22 protein-coding genes are annotated in these 21,544 nt (G+C 28.4%); 13 read left to right on the top strand and 9 right to left on the bottom strand.

Annotated features, from left to right (window positions below):
- Nucleotides 1-22: 22 nt before the first annotated feature.
- Entirely contained in the window at nucleotides 23-1,210 is a 1,188-nt protein-coding gene (gene mnmA, locus AC2D6T_RS05080; RefSeq protein WP_484680681.1) for a tRNA 2-thiouridine(34) synthase MnmA, read from the bottom strand.
- Between the two features lie 148 nt (nucleotides 1,211-1,358).
- Nucleotides 1,359-2,075 carry a toxin-antitoxin system YwqK family antitoxin gene (locus tag AC2D6T_RS05075; RefSeq protein WP_484680680.1) on the bottom strand — a complete coding sequence of 239 codons (717 nt, stop codon included), beginning with the start codon at nucleotides 2,073-2,075 and terminating at the stop codon, nucleotides 1,359-1,361.
- 34 nt (nucleotides 2,076-2,109) lie between these two features.
- Here AC2D6T_RS05075 and AC2D6T_RS05070 point away from each other — a divergent pair, with 34 nt between their 5' ends.
- From AC2D6T_RS05070 to AC2D6T_RS05035, 8 genes are all read left to right on the top strand, one after another.
- Nucleotides 2,110-2,703, top strand: coding sequence for an adenylosuccinate lyase (locus tag AC2D6T_RS05070; RefSeq protein WP_484680679.1), 594 nt, complete (start codon nucleotides 2,110-2,112; stop codon nucleotides 2,701-2,703).
- A 46-nt stretch (nucleotides 2,704-2,749) separates the two neighbouring features.
- Nucleotides 2,750-4,093, top strand: a complete 1,344-nt coding sequence (gene purB / locus AC2D6T_RS05065; protein ID WP_298946999.1) for an adenylosuccinate lyase — start codon at nucleotides 2,750-2,752, stop codon at nucleotides 4,091-4,093.
- 37 nt (nucleotides 4,094-4,130) lie between these two features.
- A complete protein-coding gene (locus AC2D6T_RS05060) occupies nucleotides 4,131-4,619 on the top strand; it encodes a hypothetical protein (protein ID WP_484680678.1) in 489 nt (162 codons plus the stop codon).
- A gap of 1 nt (nucleotide 4,620) precedes the next feature.
- The gene (locus tag AC2D6T_RS05055; protein WP_438988512.1) at nucleotides 4,621-5,385 is read left to right on the top strand and encodes a TerC family protein; all 765 of its coding nucleotides are present in this window, start codon (nucleotides 4,621-4,623) and stop codon (nucleotides 5,383-5,385) included.
- A gap of 43 nt (nucleotides 5,386-5,428) precedes the next feature.
- Complete coding sequence (locus AC2D6T_RS05050; RefSeq protein ID WP_438988513.1) at nucleotides 5,429-5,704, top strand: hypothetical protein; 276 nt, start codon at nucleotides 5,429-5,431, stop codon at nucleotides 5,702-5,704.
- Nucleotides 5,705-5,741: 37 nt separating this feature from the next.
- Nucleotides 5,742-8,144, top strand: a complete 2,403-nt coding sequence (locus AC2D6T_RS05045) for a TonB-dependent receptor (protein ID WP_484680677.1) — start codon at nucleotides 5,742-5,744, stop codon at nucleotides 8,142-8,144.
- 10 nt (nucleotides 8,145-8,154) lie between these two features.
- Nucleotides 8,155-8,715: a type 1 periplasmic binding fold superfamily protein gene (locus AC2D6T_RS05040; protein WP_438988515.1), complete on the top strand. Its 561-nt coding sequence runs from the start codon at nucleotides 8,155-8,157 to the stop codon at nucleotides 8,713-8,715.
- A gap of 202 nt (nucleotides 8,716-8,917) precedes the next feature.
- Nucleotides 8,918-9,682 (top strand): CDP-alcohol phosphatidyltransferase family protein, encoded by a 765-nt coding sequence (locus AC2D6T_RS05035; protein ID WP_484680676.1) that lies wholly within the window; start codon nucleotides 8,918-8,920, stop codon nucleotides 9,680-9,682.
- Here AC2D6T_RS05035 and AC2D6T_RS05030 read toward each other — a convergent pair.
- On the bottom strand, nucleotides 9,679-11,055 hold the full coding sequence (locus AC2D6T_RS05030) for an MFS transporter (protein ID WP_484680675.1): 1,377 nt from the start codon (nucleotides 11,053-11,055) through the stop codon (nucleotides 9,679-9,681). The genes AC2D6T_RS05035 and AC2D6T_RS05030 overlap by 4 nt on opposite strands.
- A 74-nt stretch (nucleotides 11,056-11,129) precedes the next feature.
- Nucleotides 11,130-11,945 (bottom strand): M48 family metallopeptidase, encoded by an 816-nt coding sequence (locus AC2D6T_RS05025; protein ID WP_484680674.1) that lies wholly within the window; start codon nucleotides 11,943-11,945, stop codon nucleotides 11,130-11,132.
- A 211-nt stretch (nucleotides 11,946-12,156) separates the two neighbouring features.
- Here AC2D6T_RS05025 and msrB point away from each other — a divergent pair, with 211 nt between their 5' ends.
- The 5 genes from msrB to AC2D6T_RS05000 all read left to right on the top strand — a co-directional run bounded on the left by msrB (nucleotide 12,157) and on the right by AC2D6T_RS05000 (nucleotide 17,494).
- Nucleotides 12,157-12,639 carry a peptide-methionine (R)-S-oxide reductase MsrB gene (gene msrB, locus AC2D6T_RS05020; RefSeq protein WP_484680673.1) on the top strand — a complete coding sequence of 161 codons (483 nt, stop codon included), beginning with the start codon at nucleotides 12,157-12,159 and terminating at the stop codon, nucleotides 12,637-12,639.
- A gap of 150 nt (nucleotides 12,640-12,789) precedes the next feature.
- Nucleotides 12,790-14,118: a signal recognition particle protein gene (gene ffh / locus AC2D6T_RS05015; RefSeq protein WP_484680672.1), complete on the top strand. Its 1,329-nt coding sequence runs from the start codon at nucleotides 12,790-12,792 to the stop codon at nucleotides 14,116-14,118.
- Between the two features lie 37 nt (nucleotides 14,119-14,155).
- On the top strand, nucleotides 14,156-15,586 hold the full coding sequence (locus AC2D6T_RS05010) for a hypothetical protein (RefSeq protein ID WP_484680671.1): 1,431 nt from the start codon (nucleotides 14,156-14,158) through the stop codon (nucleotides 15,584-15,586).
- Entirely contained in the window at nucleotides 15,583-16,479 is an 897-nt protein-coding gene (gene folD / locus AC2D6T_RS05005) for a bifunctional methylenetetrahydrofolate dehydrogenase/methenyltetrahydrofolate cyclohydrolase FolD (protein ID WP_484680670.1), read from the top strand. Before AC2D6T_RS05010 ends, folD begins: the two co-directional genes overlap by 4 nt.
- A gap of 313 nt (nucleotides 16,480-16,792) precedes the next feature.
- Nucleotides 16,793-17,494 carry a YwaF family protein gene (locus AC2D6T_RS05000; RefSeq protein ID WP_484680669.1) on the top strand — a complete coding sequence of 234 codons (702 nt, stop codon included), beginning with the start codon at nucleotides 16,793-16,795 and terminating at the stop codon, nucleotides 17,492-17,494.
- Here the strand turns inward: AC2D6T_RS05000 and AC2D6T_RS04995 are convergent.
- The 5 genes from AC2D6T_RS04995 to crtD all read right to left on the bottom strand — a co-directional run bounded on the left by AC2D6T_RS04995 (nucleotide 17,491) and on the right by crtD (nucleotide 21,398).
- On the bottom strand, nucleotides 17,491-17,841 hold the full coding sequence (locus AC2D6T_RS04995; RefSeq protein WP_484680738.1) for a cupin domain-containing protein: 351 nt from the start codon (nucleotides 17,839-17,841) through the stop codon (nucleotides 17,491-17,493). The genes AC2D6T_RS05000 and AC2D6T_RS04995 overlap by 4 nt on opposite strands.
- A gap of 194 nt (nucleotides 17,842-18,035) precedes the next feature.
- Nucleotides 18,036-18,602 carry a hypothetical protein gene (locus AC2D6T_RS04990; protein ID WP_298948277.1) on the bottom strand — a complete coding sequence of 189 codons (567 nt, stop codon included), beginning with the start codon at nucleotides 18,600-18,602 and terminating at the stop codon, nucleotides 18,036-18,038.
- A 156-nt stretch (nucleotides 18,603-18,758) separates the two neighbouring features.
- Nucleotides 18,759-19,262 carry a sterol desaturase family protein gene (locus AC2D6T_RS04985; RefSeq protein ID WP_484680668.1) on the bottom strand — a complete coding sequence of 168 codons (504 nt, stop codon included), beginning with the start codon at nucleotides 19,260-19,262 and terminating at the stop codon, nucleotides 18,759-18,761.
- Nucleotides 19,259-19,954: a carotenoid biosynthesis protein gene (locus tag AC2D6T_RS04980; RefSeq protein ID WP_484680667.1), complete on the bottom strand. Its 696-nt coding sequence runs from the start codon at nucleotides 19,952-19,954 to the stop codon at nucleotides 19,259-19,261. The genes AC2D6T_RS04985 and AC2D6T_RS04980 overlap by 4 nt, the downstream gene beginning before the upstream one ends.
- Nucleotides 19,941-21,398, bottom strand: coding sequence for a 1-hydroxycarotenoid 3,4-desaturase CrtD (crtD, locus tag AC2D6T_RS04975; RefSeq protein ID WP_484680666.1), 1,458 nt, complete (start codon nucleotides 21,396-21,398; stop codon nucleotides 19,941-19,943). Before crtD ends, AC2D6T_RS04980 begins: the two co-directional genes overlap by 14 nt.
- Nucleotides 21,399-21,544: the final 146 nt, after the last annotated feature.

Raw genomic sequence — 21,544 nt, 5'->3', positions numbered from 1 at the left:
TTAATTAAGGTAAAAAAAGTTTTTAAGAAATTACACCAGAACCTAGTAATTCTTCGTGTTTGTACCAAGCCACAAATTGCCCTTCTTGTATGGCGGATTGTTTATTTTCAAACTCTACATACATACCTGTTGCAACTTTATATAAAGTTGCTTTTTCTAAAGCTTGTCTGTAACGAATTCTGGCTTCAACTTGCAAGGTTTCTCCTTCTTCTAAAATAAGATCTTCACGAATCCAATGGATTTCTTCATTAGAAACAAACAAAACATTTTTATACAAACCAGCGTGGTTTTTACCTTCTCCAGTAAAAATAATATTGGTATCCACATTTGTATCAATTACATACAAAGCTTCTTTTGTACCACCAACATTTAAACCTTTACGTTGGCCTTTTGTAAAATAATGCGCACCATTGTGTTTGCCTACAACTTTACCATCTTCTTTTTGATAGCTATATTTTGTAGCAAGATAATTTAATTCGGATTCTTTATTTTCAAAATTTGGCAACGATTTTGTGTACTGATAAAAATCAGCAGGAATAGTTACAATTTCGCCATCTTTAGGCTGTAATTTTTGTTGTAAAAACTCTGGTAACCTAACTTTTCCTATAAAACATAAACCCTGAGAATCTTTCTTTTCTGCAGTTATTAAATCGGCTTTTTTAGCAATTTCTCTAACCTCTGGTTTTGTTAATTCACCAATTGGAAATAAAGCTTTTGCCAATTGTTCTTGTGATAATTGACATAAAAAATAAGATTGATCTTTGTTACGGTCTTTGCCAGCTAATAATTTAAAAACTGGTTTTCCGTTGATAATTTCTTCTCCTTTTCTACAATAATGACCAGTTGCCACATAATCTGCACCTAATTTTAAGGCAATGTCCATAAAAACATCAAACTTAATTTCTCTATTGCATAAAATATCTGGATTTGGTGTTCTTCCTTTTTCGTATTCTGCAAACATATAATCTACAATACGCGCTTTATACTGTTCACTTAAATCTACAACCTGAAAAGGAATACCTAATTTTTCGGCAACAATCATAGCATCATTACTATCTTCTAACCAAGGACATTCGTTAGAAATGGTTACAGAATCATCATGCCAATTTTTCATAAAAAGGCCAATAACTTCAAAACCTTGTTCTTTTAATAAATGTGCTGTAACACTAGAATCTACACCACCAGAAAGACCTACAACTACTCGTTTCATTTTCTATTTTTGAAGGTGCAAAGATACGAATTAGAAATGGTTTTTAAAGATTGAAAGAATTGATAATAGGATTGGTTTCTGTGATGTAATAGTTTCTAATATGAAAGTTTTAAACAACTTTTTCTAACTTCTAACTTCCAACTAAATCCTAATGCTCTTTTTTTCTCTTATAAGTATTTTTCTTCTTTTTATCTTTTTCTGTGGCTATTTCCCCATCTAAATAATACTGCCACTTGCCTACTCTTTTACCATTTTTATAAATACCTGTTTCTTTTAAGTTGCTATTCAATTCAAAATATTTTGCCAATCCATTTGGTTTGCCATTCTTATAAGTAATTTCTTCTATTAAAACACCTTTACTTGAGTATTTACTAGATACACCCTCTAATAAACCATTTTTATATTCTGCATATTCAGTTACTTGTCCATCTGGATAATACACCAATTGCTCTCCATGTAATTGACCTTTTTTGTTATAATTTTCTTTAGACATTAAAGTACCATCTGGATAAAAATATTTCCAGTTTCCTACTCTTTGTCTTCCATTCATAACTCCCTCTGTTTTTATTTGTCCTTTTAAAGTATAAAACTGCACAAATAAAGAATCAGAATCTTCGAAAAAGGTTTTTATAATTACTGGGTTTTTAGAGGTGGTAATGTCATAAAATTTAAAAACACCAACTTCTTTGCCGTCTTTAAACTGACCTGTATAACGTATTCTTTTGTTTGGATAATACTTTTTCCAAACACCTGTTCTCTTTTTGTTTTTATCAAATTGATTTATTTTTTGAGCATTACAATCAATACTTGAAAAATAAAAAGTAAAAAAAGTAAAAATAAAAAGGAGTCTTTTTATATTTATCATTTCAAAATAATTTTCATACAAATATACATTAATAGTGTCCAAAACAAATCAATTGTATCTTTTAGAGCAGTTAAATAACTTAGAAACTGCTAAAAGAGAAAACAAACAAAGAATTGCAAATATTGTATTAGAGCAACCTTTTTTGTTTGAAGAATTGGTAACTATTACATTTTGGATAGATAAAAAAATTTCTATAAAAGCTGCTTGGGTATTAGAATGGATTTGCACACACCACAATCTAGATTTTATTTTACCTTATTTAAATGAATTTACCAGTAAAATAAGCAGCTTAAAATTTCACAGCGCCATTAGACCTTGTGCAAAAATTTGCGAACATTTGGCAACTGTATATTATGCTAAATCAGTAAATAAAACAAAAGAAACCCTTACCTTAGTAAATATAGATGCCATTGTAGAAACTGGTTTTGATTGGTTAATTACACCACAAAAAATTGCAGTTAGGGCCTACACAATGAATACCTTATACTTATTTGGTTTAGAAAAAGAATGGATTCATCCAGAGTTAAAACACCTTATTGAAACCAAAATAATACACGAAAGTAAAGGCACAAAAGCTCGTGGAAAACATGTTATAAAATTGATTGAAAAACATACAAAAAGCCATTAATAAATGTGTTTTAATGCTTATTTTTGTTGCTTACAATACAACAAAAATGAATTTAACAAAACTAAATGCCATTTCTCCTATTGATGGACGTTACAGAGGTAAAATTGAATCACTTGCTAACTATTTTTCTGAGAAAGCTTTAATAAAATATCGTGTTCGTGTAGAAATAGAATACTTTATTGCCTTGTGCGAAATACCTTTACCACAATTAGAAGATTTTAATACTTCTCTTTTTGAAGATTTGCGTAAAATATATACAGATTTTTCTACTGAAGACGCTCAAAAAATTAAAGATATTGAGAAAATCACCAATCATGATGTAAAAGCTGTTGAGTATTTTATCAAAGAGAAATTTGATACCTTAAAATTACAAAAATATAAAGAGTTTATCCATTTTGGATTGACCTCTCAAGATATTAACAACACCGCAATTCCGCTTTCTATAAAAGAAGCTGTAAAGGATGTGTATATACCACAATATTTTGAGGTTTTAGAAAAGCTACAAGAATTGGTAATTGAGTGGAAAGACATTTCTATGTTAGCAAGAACGCATGGTCAGCCAGCATCTCCAACAAGATTAGGTAAAGAGGTTGAAGTTTTTGTTGTGCGTTTAAAAGAACAATTTAATTTATTAAATAACATACCAAATGCTGCAAAATTTGGTGGTGCTACTGGTAATTACAACGCACATAAAGTTGCCTATCCAGCTATTAATTGGAAAGAATTTGGAAGTAAATTTGTACAAGAACAATTAGGTTTGCAACACTCTTTTCCAACAACTCAAATAGAACACTATGATCATATGGCTGCTTTATTTGACTGTTTAAAACGTATAAATACCATTATTGTAGATTTAGATAGAGACTTCTGGACCTATGTTTCTATGGATTATTTTAAACAAAAAATTAAAAAAGGTGAAGTAGGTTCTTCTGCAATGCCACACAAAGTAAACCCAATAGATTTTGAAAATTCTGAAGGGAATTTAGGAATTGCCAATGCTATTTTTGAACATCTTTCTGCTAAATTACCAATATCTAGGTTGCAAAGAGATTTAACAGACAGTACTGTTTTAAGAAATGTTGGTGTACCTTTTGGACATACTATTATTGGTTTTACATCAACCTTAAAAGGATTGAATAAGTTATTGTTAAACAAAGAAAAGTTTGAACAAGATTTAGAAAATAATTGGGCTGTTGTAGCAGAGGCTATTCAAACTATTTTAAGAAGAGAGGCATATCCAAACCCTTATGAAGCCTTGAAGGGTTTAACAAGAACGAATGAAAAAATAAATCAAAAATCGATTGCAAATTTTATTGATACTTTAGAAGTTTCATCAGAAATTAAAGAAGAATTAAAAGCAATTACTCCTGCTAATTACACAGGAATATAGTTTTAACTAGAAGTTGGAAGTGATTAAAAAATAAAGAATGATAAGTATCAAAAATATTTTTAAGAAATGGAATTGGGAGTTTAAAATTGGAATATTTTTAACTACTCTTCAAACTTTATGCTTCTTCCTTTTAACCTCATTTTTTTTATTTAGTGCCTGTTCATCAGAAAAAATAGATGCGAATAGATTTAAGGAAGGTGTTTTTGAAATACCTGCAGGAAATGGTTACAGCAAGACAGTTATTACCAGAGTTGATAGTTTGCAAATAGAAGAATATGAAAAAATTATTAGTATTTCTAATGATAGTGTAATTACAGAAAAAAGAGTTAAAAGAATAGATACTTTATACATAAAATGGAAAAGTAACTTCTTTTATTCTTTAAAAATGAAATCTCCAAAAAAACAGTTAGATAAAGATGTTATTTATGTTCAAATAACGAAAGTTACAGATAGTTCTTATGATTTTTCTGCTAAAATTGGCTTCAGCAAATTTGCTACAGATGGTACAATTTATAAAGTAAAATAACATGGAAATTTTTACACATGCAGATACATGGGTTGCTTTATTAACCCTTACTTTTCTAGAAATAATATTAGGTATAGATAATATTATTTTTATCTCTATTGCTGCAAATAAATTACCAGAAAATCAAGTTAAAAAAGCCACTCTATTAGGATTGGCTTTGGCTATGATTACAAGAATATTGTTACTTTTTGGAGTGTCTTATTTAATTGCATTAAAAGAACCTTTTTTAAAAATAAACACAGATTGGCTTAATACAGGTTTAACAGGGCAAAGCATCATTTTGTTTTTAGGAGGGGTGTTTTTAATTTACAAAAGTACCAAAGAAATTAGACAGAAAGTAGAAAACACCAATGAAGATGAAGTTTTAAAATCGCCAAAAGTAGTTTCGTTTACAAATATTATCATTCAAATTATTTTAATAGATATCGTTTTTTCTTTTGATAGTATTTTAACTGCTGTTGGGATGACAAATGGCATTGATGGTGCTTTAATTATCATGATAATAGCTGTAATAGTATCTATTTTAATTATGATGCTTTTTGCGAACCCAATTAGTAGTTTTGTAAATAAAAATCCTACCATACAAATGTTGGCATTATCGTTTTTAATTTTAATAGGTTTTATGCTAATTACAGAAGGTGCTCATTTATCGCATACAGAAATTTTTAACAAAACTGTAGGAGCAATTCCTAAAGGATATTTGTATTTTGCGATCGCGTTTTCTTTAGGTGTAGAAATGCTGAATCTAAAAATTAGAAAAAAGTAATAACATTAAAAAGCTACAAAAACATATAGGTCTTTTACTTTTAGTGCTGTTTATAACTCCACTAATTGTACTCTCGTTGCATGCATTTAGCAATCATGAGCATGGTGTTTGTTTTTCTAAGGTAGAAACACATTTACATCAAAAAGATGCAGATTGTAGTTTAGATTTAATAAAGCAAAACGACACTTTTTTTTCTCAATATACTTTTGAAGAAAGTAAAACATTTACTTTTAATGTTGCACCTGCTTCAAAATATCAATTTTTAAAAAATCACTACAAATTATCGTTTTCTTTAAGAGGCCCCCCTCAAATTATTTAAATTAAGTATTTCTAATTTAAATTTCTGAAAACAAAAAATGATAAAACAATTTTTTTGTTTTGTTTTTATGTGTTGTTTTTTTACAATCGTAAATGCACAAAACTGTACATATACTTTTAAAGGTAAAGTAACCGATTTTCATAACAGTACACCAATTGTTGGTGCATCTTTACATATACTAAATTCAAATATTTACACAACATCTGATTTTGATGGTAACTTTGAATTTAAAAATTTATGTGAGGGTAAAGTTGTTGTGGAAATTAAACACATTGCTTGTGATACTAAGAGAGTTACCATAAATGTAAATAAAAACATATATAAAGAAATTTTATTAGAACATCATACAAATGAGTTGAACGAAATAATCGTAAAAACTAATTCTAATACTGAAAAAACAAGTGTAGAGCAACTTGTAAAAAAAGATGTAATCAATAATTTTACAGATAAATCTTTAGGAGATGCTTTAAATACTATAAGTGGTGTATCTTCTTTAAATACTGGTAATACAATTGTTAAACCTATGATACATGGTTTGCATAGTAGTAGGCTTTTAATTATTAATAATAATGTTAGAATGTTTGACCAAGAATGGGGAGATGAACATGCACCTAATATTGACATTAATTCTAGTGGAAGAATTGCTGTAATTAAAGGTGCCAATACATTAAAATATGGAAGCGATGCTATTGGTGGTTTAATTTTAATTAAACCCGAAAAGTATGCAATAAAAGACAGTATTTTTGGAAGTACAATAACCTCTTTTAATACAAATGGTTTGGGAGGAAATATAAATTCTGAAATTGTAAAAACGTATAAATCTGGTTATTATGCTAAAATACAAGCCAACTATAAACAATTTGGAGATTTTAGTGCACCTAATTATAACTTAACAAATAGTGGCTTAAGAAATATAAACACTTCTTTTAGAACTGGATACAACAGTTACGAAAAAGGTTTTAGTGCCTACTATAGTTATGTAAATAATGAAATTGCCATTTTACAATCTTCACATATAGGTAATGTTAATGATTTGGTAAAAGCCATCAACAACAAAACACCTAGAGTTGTAGAAGACTTCTCTTACGATATTAATTTTCCGAAACAAAAAATTGTACATCATTTAGCCAAACTAGAAGCTTATAAACGATTTAAAGATTTAGGTAAATTGTCAGTACAATATGATTTTCAAATTAATAGACGTAGAGAATTCGATTTAAGAAGAGGAGATTTAAAAAATACACCAGTTATAGATTTAAGATTATTTACAAACTCTATACAAACAGATTTAGAAATTAATTATTTAAAAGCTTTTAAAATTAATACAGGTCTTTTATTCAGGTATCAGCAAAATGATGCAGTTGCAGGCACTGGAACCAACCCTTTGATACCAGATTATGATAAATATGATGCAGGTATTTATACAGTTGCAAATTACACTTTAAATGAAACAAGTGAAATTAGCGCTGGTATTAGGTATGATTTTTCTAAAATTGATGCAAGAAAGCGATATAATCTATCAGATTGGAATGAAAAGTATAACTATGATGAATTATTTCCAGAATTTGAAGTTTCTGTAAATAATACAAGAATTTTAACAAACCCAAAGTTTACATTTCATAACATTTCTGCCAGTTTAGGTTTTTCTAAATCTTTTGCAGATGATATTACTTTATTAGCCAACTATGGTTTGGCTTCTAGAGTACCAAATCCATCAGAATTATTTAGTGATGGTTTACATCATTCTGCAGCAAGAATAGAAACTGGTTTGCTAACTATCAATAAAGAAATTGCAAATAAATTTGTAGCTTCTCTAGAAAAATCTAATGCAATTTTTGGGTTTACAATTAGTCCATACTACAAACATATAAAAGGCTTTGTACAGTTAATTCCAACAGGAATTACCACTACAATAAGAGGTGCATTTCCAGTTTGGGAGTATAATCAAATAAATGCACAAATATTTGGTTTGGATTTAGATGTAAATAAAAAAATTAGCAAATATTTTAATTATACAGGAAATTTAAGTTTGTTAAAAGGCACAAATTTATCAGAAGATATACCTTTGATACATATGCCTTCTACCAATTTTGCAAATACTATTTCTTATAAAAATGAAGATTTTAATCAATTAACAATTGGTTTAAAACAAAGAACTGTTTTGCAACAAAATCAATTTCCAGACTATAATTTTTCCACTTTTAATGCAATATCTCAAGAAAATGTTTTTGTAGATATTAGTTCAACACCACCTACTTATACAGTATTTAATTTTAATTCTTCTATGATTTTTAAAGCTTTTAGAAAAGGGAGTTTAAAATTAGAATTTAATATTGATAATCTTTTTAATGTTTCTTACAGAGAAAACTTAAACAGATTAAGATATTTTGCTGATGAATTAGGTAGAAACTTTAACATAAAACTAAAAATTAATTATTAAACAAAACAAAATGAAAAATTTAAACACAATAAAATTATTAGCAGTACTTTTTATATCAACTATAACATTATCAAGCTGTTCAGACAGTCATGATGATCACGATCACGAGCATGGAGAAGAACTAATTACAACAGTAACTTACACTTTAACAAGTGGTAATGATGTAGTTACATTAACTTTTAAAGATTTAGATGGTGAAGGTGGTTTAGATGGTACAACTACTATTTCTGGTCCATTAAAAGCAAACACGACTTATACAGGTGCTGTTAGCTTTTTAAATGAAACAGAATCTCCAACAGAAAATATTACTGAAGAAGTTATAGCAGAAGGAGATGAACATGAAGTTTTTTATACAACTACAGTATCTGGTTTAACAATTTCTAAAACCGATGATGATAAAAATGGAGATCCTTTAGGTATTGAAACTAGTTTAACAACAAGTAACGCTGCTACAGGAACAATTACTATTGTATTGATACACGAACCTTTAAAACCCAATAATGGCACTTCTACTTCTGCAGGTGGTAGTACAGATGCAGAAGTAACATTTGCAGTTCAAATTACACAGTAATTAATAATTGTATCTTAAAAAAAGTGCTGAAGTTTTCAGCACTTTTTTTATTTTAAATATCTAATAAAACATACAATCATTAAAAACAAAAACCAAAAAAGTTTTTATAATAACTGCCTTTGTTTTACTTTTGGCAATTATTACGTTTGCTGTTTTAGATCTTTTTTAAAGTGATAAAAATGCTCGAATAAAAAGCATTTTTATGTCTAAATTACCCAAGAAATATCAATTTATAGATTTGTCAGATTATGGCAGACCCATTGCAAGGGTTATTGCAAATTCATTAAAAACAACTTCTTTTACACCTGTACATGTCACTATTGCATTTGTAATCTCTGGTTTAACTGGTGTTTTTTGTATTACACAAGGGCATTATTGGACAGCTGCTTTCTTTTTAATTTTTAAATCTATTTTAGATGCTGCAGATGGTGAGTTGGCAAGAATAAAAAAAACACCTTCTTATACTGGTAGATTTCTAGATTCTGTTTCAGATATTATTTTAAATTTTATTATTTTTATTACTATTTGGCAATTAACAACAATAAATTTTTACTGGATGTTACTGGCTTTTTTCGGAATTCAATTACAAGGTACTTTATACAACTACTACTATGTAATTCTTAGAAATCGATTTTCTGGAGACACTACAAGTAGAATTTTTGAAGATACTACACCCATCGCTTTACCAGGAGAAAAGCAAAAAAACGTAAACATCCTTTTTTTTCTATACACCTTATTTTATGGTATTTTTGATAAAATAATTTATGCTTTAGATAAAAATGCATCCATAGGAAAACCATTTCCTAATTGGTTAATGACCTTAATTTCTACTTTTGGCTTAGGCTTTCAACTTTTGATTATTAGCCTTCTTTTAGTTTTCAATTTAAAAGAATTTATCATTCCGTTTTTTATTGGATATTCCGTTTTTATTTTTGTTTTTATCTTTATTAGAAAAGTGTTTTATTAACGTACATGTTTTGTACTCTTTAAAGTACTTAAAACAATAAATGAAGCAAGAAAAAATAAAGCTAAAGAAAGTACACTCCACTGCATAGAATCTGTTAAATAAATTAAGAAACCAAATACAAAAGTTCCTAAAACAATGGCAATTTTCTCGGTTACATCATAAAAACTAAAATACGTTGCATGGTCTTTTGTTTCTGGTAATAGTTTAGAATATGTAGATCGAGTTAGAGATTGTATAGCACCTAAAACCATACCCAACAAACCACCTAAAGCATAAAAATACAAATCAACATTAGGTAGTTCTTTTTCTAACATAAACGCACTAAAACATACTAAAACCCAAATAAATAAAGTAATTTTTATGGCTTTAAAATTTCCATACTTTTTTGATACATTAGAAAATACATAAGCCCCTAAAATAGCTACAAATTGTATTAACAACACTGTAACTATTAAATTAATGGTACCTAAACCTAACTCTGAAGACCCAAAAATAGTGGCTAATAAAATAATGGTTTGTACGCCTACACTTAGTAAAAAAAATGCAATTAAAAAGTTTCTCAATGTTGGATAATTTTTAAGTTCTATCGAAACTTTTTTTAATTCTTTAAAACCTTTCCAAATAAAATCTTTTTCGGGCTTTCGGTTAAACACATTATTGGGTAATTTTTTAAAAGTTATTTGCGCAAAACCAATCCACCATAAACCAACCATTACAAAAGAAATTCTCATGGCTTTTAATGAAGCTGCATTTTTTACAGTCTCTAAAGCTGCTGCTATTTCTTCATCTGAACCATTAGCTGTAATATTTTCTGGTATACTTAAATCAAAACCAAAAAAAGAAGGTTGCAAAATCATACCTAAACTAATTAATAAAAGTATAATAGAACCAATATAACCATATATAAAACCTTTTGCACTTGCAGCATCTTGTTGCTCTGGGCTTGCTACTTCTGGTAAATAAGAGTTATAAAAAACAATACTAGACCAAAAACCAATACTTGCTAAAATTGTACAAAGTATTCCTATCCAAGTTGTGCTAACATCTTCAAAAAAATACATACTAATTACAGAAAAACCACCCAACCAACAAAAAAACTTCATAAACTTTAATTTATTACCTGTATAATCTGCAATGGCAGATAATATGGGAGAAATAAAAGTTACTATTAAAAATGAAAATGATAAAGAATAACTATATAAAGTGTCAGGATAATCCCAATCCATCCAAAGAAAACGAACGGTTTTTCCTTTTGTAATAGCATCATAAAATAATGGAAAAACTGCAGTACTAATTACTAAAGAATATACTGAATTTGCCCAATCGTAAAATGCCCAAGCATTTATTAGTTTATTACTCCCTTTTTGTAACATAAAATTATTTTAAATAAAAATACCGTTCATTTTATTTTGAACGGCACACAAGATAGTAAAAGTTTTACTACTTTTTATTTTAAGGTTGTAACGCCATTATATTTTGCAGCATACTTTTTTGCTGTTGGTAAATAAGTTCTTAAATCATTAATTCTAGATTCGTTTGATGGGTGCGTTCTTAAAATTGCAGGTTGAGAATTTTTATCTGAACTTTGACTCATTCTAACCCAAACCTCTGCTGCTTCGGTGCCATCATAACCTGCCATAATCATAAAGACCAAACCTAATCTGTCTGCCTCTTGCTCATGTACTCTACTAAATTTTAAGACTCCTAAACCAGAACCAACCCCAAAAGCAGCATTCCATATTTTTTGCGTTTTACTATCTTTTTCAGAGGTACCTAGAGCAACGGCCAAACCACCAATTTGCTGTAATTGCCCATGAGACATTCTTTCTTGTCCGTGTTTTGCAAAAGCATGCGCAACTTCATGCCCCATTACTGCTGCAACTCCATCTTCATTTGCACAAATTGGCATAATACCTGTATAAAAAACCACTTTTCCTCCTGGCATACACCAAGTATTTAAGGTTTTGTCCTCTACTAAGTTAAATTCCCATTTGTATGCATTTGCTTCAGATGTCATGTTGTTTGCTCTCATAAATCTATCTACCGCTGCAGAAATATTTTTACCAACATTTTTAATTTGGTTGGTCATTTCTTTATTAGTAGACAATTTATTTTCTTTTAAAAATCCTTTATATTGTGCAAAACTAACAGGTAAAACTTTTGAATCACTTACAAAATTTACTCTACTTCTACCTGTAATTGGCACTTTACTGCATTCTGTAAATAAGACGATTGAAAGTAAAAAAATAGCATATTTTTTCATTTGTAATAACTTTATATTTCTTATTTATTCGATTAGCAATTTATAAATTTTATCTATTATATTAGTACTCATTACATTTTAAAATAACTTAATAGCATATTTTTAAAAATTTATTAAGTTTTCTTTAAGAATTTCGGTTTGTATATTTGTGTATGAAATTGATATAAATTTCGACTAAAATTAAAGTACGAAACATAAATAATAAAATAATATGAATAAAATAATTCCATTTTTATCGATCATTTTTTTAATGAGTTGCAATAGTAAAGCGCAAAATAAAAATGAAGAAAATAAAATATATACTATTGTTAAATCTGAAGAACAGTGGAAAAAAATATTGACAGACAAAGAATATTATGTATTAAGAGAAGCTGGTACAGAAAAAGCATTTACAAGTCCATTAAATAACAATAAAAAAGAAGGCACTTATCTGTGTGCTGCGTGTAAAACACCTTTATACCAATCTAAACACAAATATGATTCAGGCTCTGGTTGGCCTTCTTTTGATAGAGCTATAAAAGGAAATGTAGAATTGGATGTAGATTATAAAATTGGTTATGCTAGGACAGAATTAAAATGCAATACTTGTGGCAGTCATTTAGGTCATTCATTTGATGATGGCCCACAAGAAACTACTGGAAAACGCCATTGTATTAATGGTATTGCTTTAAATTTTACACCCAAAGAGAAGTAATTTAAAAATAATTAACCTGTATTTAAGTTCACATAATCATTTTTTTTAGCACTTTATTTCCGAAGAAAATATAGTCTAAAAAAGCTACTATAAGCCTTTTAAAATAGTGGTTATTTCTTATATTTGTGTTTCCTAAAAAAGACACAAATTATGTTTAATAATTTAAGCGATAAATTAGATAAAGCCTTACACACCCTAAAAGGGCATGGTAAAATTACAGAAGTTAATGTTGCAGAAACTTTAAAAGAAGTTAGAAGAGCACTATTAGATGCTGATGTTAACTTTAAAATTGCCAAAGAATTTACCAAGAGAGTACAAACCAAAGCCATAGGACAAAATGTATTAACAACCATAAATCCAGGGCAATTAATGGTAAAGTTAGTTAAAGACGAACTTACTCAATTAATGGGTGGTGAAACTGTGGGTGTAAATTTAGGAGGTAGCCCTACTATAATTTTAATGTCTGGTTTACAAGGTTCTGGTAAAACAACTTTTTCTGGAAAATTAGCAAACTACCTTAAAGACAAAAAAAACAAGCAAGTTTTATTGGTAGGTTGTGATGTATATAGACCAGCAGCTATCAATCAATTACAAGTTGTAGGAGAACAAATTGATGTAGAAGTTTATGCAGAAGTTGGCAATAACAATCCTGTAGAAATTTCTAAAAATGCAATTGCCCACGCTAAAGCAAACGGAAAAAATGTGGTGATTATAGATACTGCTGGTCGTTTGGCAGTAGATGAAGAAATGATGTCAGAAATTTCTAACATCCACAAAGCAATAGAACCACAAGAAACTTTGTTTGTGGTAGATTCTATGACAGGGCAAGATGCCGTAAATACAGCAAAAGCATTTAACGATATTTTAAATTTTGATGGTGTTGTACTAACAAAATTAGATGGTGATACACGAGGTGGGGCCGCACTTTCTATAAAATCTGTAGTTGATAAGCCAATTAAGTTTATTGGTACAGGAGAAAAAATGGATGCAATTGATGTATTTCATCCTGATAGAATGGCAGATCGTATTTTAGGTATGGGTGATGTGGTTTCTTTAGTAGAAAGAGCCCAAGACCAATATGATGAAGAAGAAGCTAGAAAACTGCAGAAAAAAATTGCAAAAAATCAATTTGGTTTCGATGATTTCTTAAATCAAATTCAGCAAATAAAAAAAATGGGAAGCATGAAAGACCTTATGGGTATGATTCCTGGTGCTGGCAAAGCTTTAAAAGACGTAGATATTGATGATGATGCTTTTAAAGGAATTGAAGCTATTATTCATTCTATGACACCTTCTGAAAGAAGTACACCTTCTTCCATAAACGCTAGCAGAAAGAAAAGAATTGCTAAAGGTTCTGGAACTTCTATCCAAGAAGTAAACCAATTAATGAAGCAATTTAACCAAATGAGTAAAATGATGAAAATGATGCAAGGTGGTGGTGGCAAAAAGATGATGCAGATGATGAAAGGAATGAAATAATATTTATACTACTTTTAAGTAGTTTATTTACAATGTAATGCAAAAGCAAATAATAGACATTTTTAATTTTAAAAAAATAAAAGAAGTTATTTTTATTTTTTCAGGAATTTGTATTTTTTTTATTTCGAAAAATAACGGAATGTTTTGGGATAATTTGTTATTTGCTTCTAAAATGGGAAACCATTTATATTATAATTCTATTTTTAATTGGACAATACCAAATCAATTTGACCCTGGTCACCCCCCCTTTTTAGGGTTTCTTTTAAGTATTTTCTGGAAAATATTTGAACATAAATTATGGGTAGCACATTTAGCAATACTTCCCTTTATCATTGGGGTTTTTTATCAGTTATTTGAATTTGTCTCTTATTTTATTAATGATAAAAAAAAACAAGTTTTAGCATTCGTATTGCTTATTATAGATCCTACACTATCCACTCAATTTTTTATTGTAAATCCAGAGGTTATTATTGTCTTTTTCTTTTTTTTAACCCTCAATGGATATCTATTAAAAAAAAATATTTTAAAATTTATTGGTTTACTTTTTTTAAGTATCATTTCATTTAGAAGTATGATGCTTTTTGGAGGTTTTTTATTGTTTGATATTTATAACAAATTGTATATCGAAAAAAAGAAAATAAGCGCCATCTTTAATTTTAAATTTTTGTTGTTTTATTTTTTGTCTAGTCTACCTGGGCTTATATATGTAGTTTGGAGATTATTAACCAAAGGTTGGTTACAAACACATCCTAACTCACCATGGGCGAGTTTATGGAAAGTAGCCACACCTAAAATTTTCTTTAAAAACATAATTACATTAATACACCGATATTTAGATTTTGGTAGAATTTTCATCTTCTTATTCTTAGTTTTAAGTTTGTTTATATTGGGCAAAAAAATAGTTAAATCAGCAAAAAACAAACAACTTTTAGTTTTATCTATTACATCAGTAATTTTTATAATTTTAGCTGTACTATTTTCTACAAATGCATTTGGACATCGATACTTCATTGTTTCTTTTTGTTGTTTAAATCTACTAGCTTTTTCTATTTTAAATTCTTATTACTTTAAGAAAAAAATAATTTATGTACTTTTATTTTTAGGTTTAATTTCAGGTAATATCTGGATTTATCCAAGAACAATATCACAAGGCTGGGATGCTACTTTAGCACATATACCATATCATTCTCTAAGAATTGAAGCCATTAACTACTTAAAAAACAATAAAATTAAGATTTCTGAGGTTGCAACTTTTTTTCCTAATCTAACCAAATTAGATGATATCGATTTTAGTGGAAATCAAGAATCTTTTTCTAATTTTACAGGTAAAAACAAATATGTTTTTTACGCAAATGTTTTTAATTTAACAGATGAAGAATATCAAATTTTAGATAAAAATTATAGTAAACAAAAAGAATTCAGTAAATTTAATATATCAATTATTATATATACCTTAAAAGAAAAATGATTTTATTAGACGGAAAAAAAACAGCAGCAGATATTAAAGAAGAAATTTCTTTAGAAGTAGATTATTTAAAAAATAATCATAAAAAAGCACCACATTTAGCAGCCATTATTGTAGGGAATAATGGCGCAAGTATTACGTATGTAAATGCAAAAGTAAAAGCTTGTGAACGTGTTGGTTTCGAATCTACATTGATTCGTTTACCAGAAGATATTACCGAAGAAGCGTTACTAAATGAAATTGCTGTTTTAAATATAGATAATGATATTGATGGTTTTATCGTTCAGCTTCCACTGCCAAAACATATAGATGAACAAAAAGTAATAATGGCTGTTGCCCCTGATAAGGATGTAGATGGATTTCATCCAACAAATGTTGGTAAAATGGCCTTAAACTTACCAACTTTTATTTCTGCAACACCTTTTGGCATTTTAGAATTGTTAGATAGATATGAAGTAGAAACTTCTGGCAAACATGTTGTTGTTTTGGGTAGAAGCCATATTGTGGGTAGCCCAATGAGTATTTTATTATCTCAAAAAAGAAAAGTAGGTAATGCTACTGTTACAATGTGCCATAGTAGAACAAAAAACTTAAAAGAAATTACTTTACAAGCAGATATAATTGTAGCTGCCATAGGAATACCAGAGTTTTTAAAAGCAGATATGGTTAAAGATAATGTAACTGTAATTGATGTTGGAATTACCAGAGTTGCAGATCCTTCTAAGAAAAATGGTTTTAGATTGGTAGGTGATGTTGCTTTTAAAGAAGTTGCAGAAAAATCTCAATATATTACTCCAGTACCTGGTGGCGTAGGCCCAATGACCATTGCAATGCTCTTAAAAAATACTTTATTAGCGTGCAAGAGAAAAAACGCACATGACTCAAAAGATTGTTAAAAATTATTTTTTAAAATATTTTTATTTATTAAAAATCATCCATTTTATAAATAAAACATAAATGGTAACAGCCCCAAAACATCAAATAAATAGAGCAATATTTCTCTAAAAAAAAGAATTTTAATTAATAAAAAAAAACTTATCTTATTATTTTGGGTGCTATTTTAATTATTCATTCATAATATTTTAAAGCAACCTATAAAATTCGAGCTAAAAAGTATCATTGTCAAAATTTTAATTTAAATGAATATAGCTTTTAAACCTTTAATATGATTGTTAAATTTTATAAATTGCAAAAATTATTTTTATTAAAATGAATTTTTTCTTAGAAGAAAACAACCATTTTGTACCTTTCACAGGTCAACATTTGTGGGTAATCACTATTATTTTTTGTTTGAGTTTTTTATTGATTTACTTTACTAAAAAACAACCCAAAAAATTACAAAATAGAATTGGTAATGTATTTGCGTTTTCAATTTTTACAACTACTCTATTGGGTGTTATTTTAACTATGTATAGTGGTAATTTTAATTATAAAACAGATTTACCTCTACATTTGTGTAGTTTTTTAACTTTGGTAATCCCACTTTTATCTCTAACTAGAAAAAAATTTTATTACGAAATATTCTTTTTCTTAGTGATTGCTGGTACCCTACAATCTTTAATTACACCCGATGAATATAATTACTTAAATTTTAAATTTTTTAGGTATTGGTATATACATGCTGGCTTGGTAACTTTTATGTTTTTTGCAACTTTTATATACAAATTAAGACCTACTTTAAAAAGTGTAGGAAAAGCATTTTTAGCAATGCAAATTTATATGCTATTAATGTTTGTTGTAAATTACTTTTTAGGCTCTAATTATTTTTACACCAACAGAAAACCTAATGCCGCCACTTTATTAGATTTTTTTGGTGATTGGCCACAATACATTTTTGTGGTAGAATTAATTGTAATACCGTATTTTTTGTTGATTTATCTACCTTTTTATTTGACTAGAAAAAAAACTTAAGACTCTTCCCTATTTACTAAATCTATAGAAAAAGCAGGTAAACAAATGGCTAGATACTCACATTCCTCTTTAAAGGGATTCGAATATTGCACTCTTGTGTTTTTATTGATTTTGATAGATTCTCCAGCTTTTAAAACAACAGTTTCATCCTCTATGATAAATTGTTTTTTCCCTTTTATGATATAGGTATATTCATCAAAAAGAGGTGTTTGAAAAGGCTCGCTCCAACCAGAAGGCACAACCATATGAGCAATACTTATTTGGGAATTACCATCTGTGGCATTACCAAAATGTTCTTCAATTAATTTGCCATCTGTTGTGGGTACTACAAATGGTGATTTTTGTATGGTGTATTTTTTTTTTCATAACGGGTTGCATTTTGCGTAAGTGATTGAAGTGGCATCCTTTTTTTATAAAATATAAAAGGTGTTATTTGTCTAAGAATTCATTATTTTTATAACAGAAAGCGAAACAAGTACTGCATTAAAAAAAAAAAAGATATAACGGAAAGCACGACCACACCTTTTTGTGTGGGTACGCCCTAATTAAACCAAACCACCAAAGATTTCATTTTTGCTAAATCTGGAATTTGCTCTAAACTTACTTTTTGAGTGCTAAAATCTCTTAAACCCAGCTCTTCTTTGTCTATAGCAACTGTTATGTTAAAATCGTTAATAAATAGTGTTGCAGTAGAAAACGTAGATTCTATTCTGTTGATATTATTATTGGTATTTATTTCTGCAAAGGTAGAATTGATATTGACACCTGTTTCTGTTGCATATCTAGCATCGAAAACTTCGATACTTTTGATGGTAGAAAGAGAGTCTAATTGCTGTTTTGGTATAATGGTTAAGAGGTGCTTTCCTCCTTTTTCGAAAATTAAATATTCATCATCATCTTGAAAATAATTGTCTCCTAAAGCGCCTTCGCTTAAGTTTTTTACAATAGAGTCATTTTCGAATATTTTATTTAAGTCAGATATTTTAGTTTTGGTTGATAAATGTCCTACTTTTCCTTTTTCGATTTTATATTTACCTCCATCTCCACAGCTTGTTAATAAAACTGAAAACATTAATAATACAGCTACTACACAATTTTTTTTAATCATTTTGTTGAATTTACACATTTAATAACGTTATTTTTAGATTGATATTTTAATTCTTTTTTTAAAAGACCAAATGCTACTCTAATATATGTAGCACTGGTTACTACTTTTATAATTTGACTTTTGGTTGAGCCTATCTTAGAAATGCTGCTAATTTCCTTAGCTTATTCGTTCTCTTTCTCTCTCTTTTTGTTTTCTAAACGCCTGTTCTTTAATTACCTTTTCCCAATATTTTTTAGCAACAAACAATAAGCCAAAACTTTCGCTTTTTTCTTTACCTAGTTGTTTGTGATGCATTTTATGCGCCCATTTAATAGCTTTAATATAAGTATTATTACTTCTGGAAAACCATTTAAAACGCTGATGAATAATAACATCATGCACCATGAAATAAGCAAAGCCATAAAGTGCAATACCAAAACCAATACCTGCAAGCCAAAACACTTTATCTTGCAAGCCAAACATAATACACAACCAACTTGGTATGGCAAAAATTAAAAAGAAAGCATCATTTTTTTCAAAAAAGTGAGAATTGGGTTTATGGTGATCTTCATGTAAATACCACAAAAAACCGTGCATTACGTATTTGTGCATTGCCCAAGTAATGCCCTCCATTATGATAAAAGTTGTTAGGGTAATTGATAGGATAAAAAGAAAAATCATTTATAAAATAAACTAATGGTTATAAAAAATATAAGCTGAATCACATATAAATAAAAAGAGAATATATTCTTTTTATTAAAATTCAAATTTACAAATAAATACTGTAAAATTAAACTCCCAAAAAACCAACATACATAATTATAAATTGGAATTTCCCCAAGTGGATACCATTGCCAGAAATTTAATTTAATAGCAACAGGCTCTAAAAACAGGTCTAGAAACACTGCCGTAAAAGCTCCAATTATTGCCAATAAATGAAGTTCTATTTGACTAGAAACTTTAAAATTAAAGTTTGTTTTAAGCCAATTATAAGATTGAAATGTTAAACTTCCAACGCAATACATCGTTATAAACCATAAATTGCCTAATAATATAGGGACACCAGATATTTTATACCCCATAACAATAGAATATTCATAATCACCAAAAAGAAAACCTGTATTTACCCCAATAATTTCATAAATAAATCCTGCCAAAAAACAAACACTAAAAAAGAGCCAAAATGATTTATTAATCTTTTGTTGTGTGTAAAATAACAATAACATTGATATGATTAAATTCAAAGGAGTATTGTTAATAAAGAAATCATTATATTCAGTAAAAAGTAAGCCAATAATGGCACTTATATGAAATAATAAACTTATTCCTAATGCTAGTTTATACTTGTATTTGATTAAATTACTGAATATCATCTGCTACCAATTTTGCACTTTTAAAACATAAAGGAATTCCTCCTCCTGGATGAACACTCCCTCCACAGAAATATAAATTTTTATAATATTTACTTCTATTTTGTTGTCTAAAAAAAGCAGCCATTTTACTATTACTACTTGTACCGTATAAAGACCCCATAAAACTCGATGTTTTTTGTTGAATATTTAATGGAGAAAGTGTTTCCTCTACCACAATATGATCTTCAATATTTGTGTTTAACTGTTTATTTATTTGTTTAATAATAAACTTTTTTACTTTTTCTTTTTGTTCTTCCCAATTATGCTCGTTATGGGCAGGAGCATTTACCATTACAAACCAATTTTCACTTTTATTTGGAGCATGATTTTTGTTGTATTTAGAAGTTATATTTACATAAATGGTTGGCTCGTCAGGTAAAACTGATTCCTCAAATATTTGTTGAAACTCTTTTTCATAATCCTCACTAAAAAAGATATTATGCAAACCTAATTCTGAAAAAGTGGTATTAATACCCCAATAAAATATAAAAGCACTACTGCTACGTTCTTGCTTTAGTACTTTATTAGCAAAATTTTTATCCGTAAGTAAGTTTTTATAGGTATAATAAATGTCCATATTACTTACAACGATGTCTGCATGATATTTTTTTTCGTTTACTAAAACACCTGTTACTTTACCTTTTAGAGTTTCAATTTTTTCTACTTTACTATTTGTGTAAAACTTAACACCAACATCTTTTGCTAGCTGCACCAGAGCTTTGATAATACTTATCATTCCCCCATCTGGATAAAAAGTTCCTTGGTTTTGCTCTAAACTTGATATCATGCTTAACATTGCTGGTGCTTTGTAAGGGTTACTACCATTATAGGTTGCATATCGATTGAAAAGCTGAATCATTTCTGGTGTTTTAAAACTTGATTCGTTGAAACTATTTAAGGACTTTGAGATGTAAGGTAACTTTACACTAAACAAAGCTTTGTAAGTTTCACTTTTAGTAATTAAACTTAAATCTAAAGGAAAATCTATGAAAAGTTCTCCTATATTTTGATAAGCTATTTTACTATTCTGAAGGTACTTTTTAGTATTTTCTGCGGGTTCTCCGAAAACTTTTTCAGCTTCATCTGCAAATGCTTCCAAACTTTTTTTTGCAATAATTTTTTTTCCATTCGAAAAAAAATAACGACAACTTTCATCTAAACCTTTGTATGCAAAGTAGCTAGATATATCTTTTTTGGCTAAACTAAAAAGTGCTTCTATATTTTCTGGTGCTGTAAAAAGAGAAGGTCCAGTATCAAAAGTAAAACCCTCTTTTTTTATTGAAGATAATTTTCCACCAAGGTAAGAATTTGCTTCAAAAACAGAAACGTTATAATCCTTTAAAGCTAATCGAATAGATGTGGCTAAACCAGCAATTCCACTACCAATAACAGCTACTTCCTTCATTTATTTATTTTTTCTGTAAAAATAAAAAACAAAAAAGTATTAAACATTATATTTATGAATTATATGTAAATATTTAATCAAATATGAAAAGTAATTAATTTTTAAATAAAACAAAAAAAATATAATGGAAGTATAACGTAAGGTAA

It is taken from the genome of Polaribacter sp. YIW18 (genome assembly GCF_057219325.1).
This window is presented reverse-complemented; position numbering and strand designations above follow the sequence as displayed.